We start from the raw sequence: 1,812 nt of genomic DNA on the forward strand, positions 1-1,812 counted from the left end.
CGACATCCCGGCCCCCCTCCTGACCGAGCTCACCACCCTGTACGCCGCCAACCACGAGTTCTTCGCGCTCAGTGGTGACTTCCCGGACCCGGACGACATCCGGCCGGAGCAGGTGGCGGCCGCACTGGCCGAGGAGCTCGCGCACCCGGACGCGGAGGTCCTGCTGGCCCGCAGCGAGGGCCGGCTGGTCGGGGTGGCGATCACGCTCGCCCACCACCCGGACCCGGCCGACCCGGACCCGTGGATCGGGCTGCTGATGATCGACGCGGGCGTGCACCGCCAGGGCTACGGGCAACGGCTGGCGAGACTCGTCGAGGACCGCTTCCGCGAAGGGGGCCGCACCGCCGTACGCCTCGCCGTCCTCGACGGCAACGACCGTGCCCTCGCCTTCTGGACGGCCCTCGGCTACGAGGTCATCGATCACCGGACGGACAGCCAACTGGCGCGCCCCTGCTCGGTGTTGCGCAAGACGCTGGACTAGGCCCCCGCCGGTCACGGCTGGTCCGGCTTCCCCTCCCCGTACAGCCACTCCTCCCAGATCGCGCCGAAGTCCTCGTCGGGGGCGAGGTCCTCGACGTACGACGTGAAGTCCTCGGTGTCCGCGGTGCCGTGGCGGTGGGTGGTGGGCCAGTCGCGCAGGAGGGCACGGAAGACGGTGTCGCCGAGTTGCTGCCGGATCTTGTGGAGGACCATCGCGCCGCGCTGGTAGACGGGACTGTCCGACAGGTGCGCCGCGCCGGACGGCTTGCCGGGCGGGAAGTCCCACAGGTCCTCGTAGTCGTCCTCGCCGTGTGAGTAGAGGTCGTCGAAGGTCTTCTGGGCGCTGTCCCCGCCGTGGTCCTCCGCCCACAGCCACTCGGCGTAGGTCGCGAAGCCCTCGTTGAGCCACATGTCCCGCCACGTCCTCGGGGTGACCGAGTCGCCGTACCACTGGTGGGCGAGTTCGTGGACGAGGGTCTCGGTGTCGGGGGCGCCGGGGAAGAAGGGGCGGTTCTGGGTCTCCAGGGCGTACTCGACGTCCCCCTCGCGGTCGACGACGGCGCCCGTGGAGGAGAAGGGGTAGGGGCCGAAGGTGTCCTCGGACCAGGCCATGACGGCCGGGATCCGCGCCAGCACCTTCCGGCTCGCGTCCGCTTCCGCCGGGTCGACGGCGGTGTAAATCGGCAGCCCGTCGGCGGTGGTGGTGCGGTGGATGTCGTAGTGGCCGATCGCGAGGGTGGCGAGGTAGCTCGCCATGGGTTCGGCGGTGTGCCAATGGGACGTCGTACGGCCGCCCCCGGTCCTGCTCGCCGTCAGCTCGCCGTTGGAGACGGCCTGGAGGCTCTCGGGCACGGTGACCGTGAGGTCGTAGGACGCCTTGTCGGAGGGGTGGTGGTTGCCGGGGAACCAGGCCATCGAGCCGGTCGGTTCGCCGAGGGCCACCGCACCGTCCTCGGTGGGCAGCCAGCCCTCCTGCGAGCCGTCCGGGTCGGTGATCGTCTTCGGGGTGCCCGAGTAGACGACGGTCACGCGGAAGACGCGGCCCTCGTCGAGGTCGTCGTGCGGGCGTACGGTCAGCTCCTGGCCGGCGCGGTTCCAGCGGGCCGGGTGGGCGCCGACGGTGACCTTCTCGACGTCCAGGCCGTCGAGGTCCAGGTCGAAGGCGGTCAGGTCCTGGGTGGCGCGGGCGGTGAGGGTCGCGGTGCCGGAGAGCTTCCCGGCGTCGGGGTCGTAGGCCAGGTCGAGGTCGTAGTGGGTGACGTCGTAGCCGCCGTTGCCCATCTTCGGGAAGTACGGGTCGCGCAGGCCCCGGGCGCCGGGGGTGCCGTGCAC

General features: G+C 71.7%; 2 protein-coding genes. One reads left to right on the forward strand and one right to left on the reverse strand.

Going from position 1 to position 1,812, the window contains the following annotated elements; all coding sequences use genetic code 11:
• Positions 1 to 481: GNAT family N-acetyltransferase (locus tag EHS43_RS43760; RefSeq protein WP_260470999.1), on the forward strand; the 481-nt coding region annotated here is incomplete at its 5' end.
• Positions 482 to 492: 11 nt separating this feature from the next.
• On the opposite strand, the gene EHS43_RS43765 is transcribed toward EHS43_RS43760, so the two are convergent.
• The coding region (locus EHS43_RS43765) for a M1 family metallopeptidase (RefSeq protein ID WP_148104315.1) at positions 493 to 1,812 on the reverse strand (1,320 nt) is incomplete at its 5' end.

This window comes from Streptomyces sp. RP5T, from assembly GCF_003933965.1.
Classification (GTDB): Bacteria; Actinomycetota; Actinomycetes; order Streptomycetales; family Streptomycetaceae; genus Streptomyces.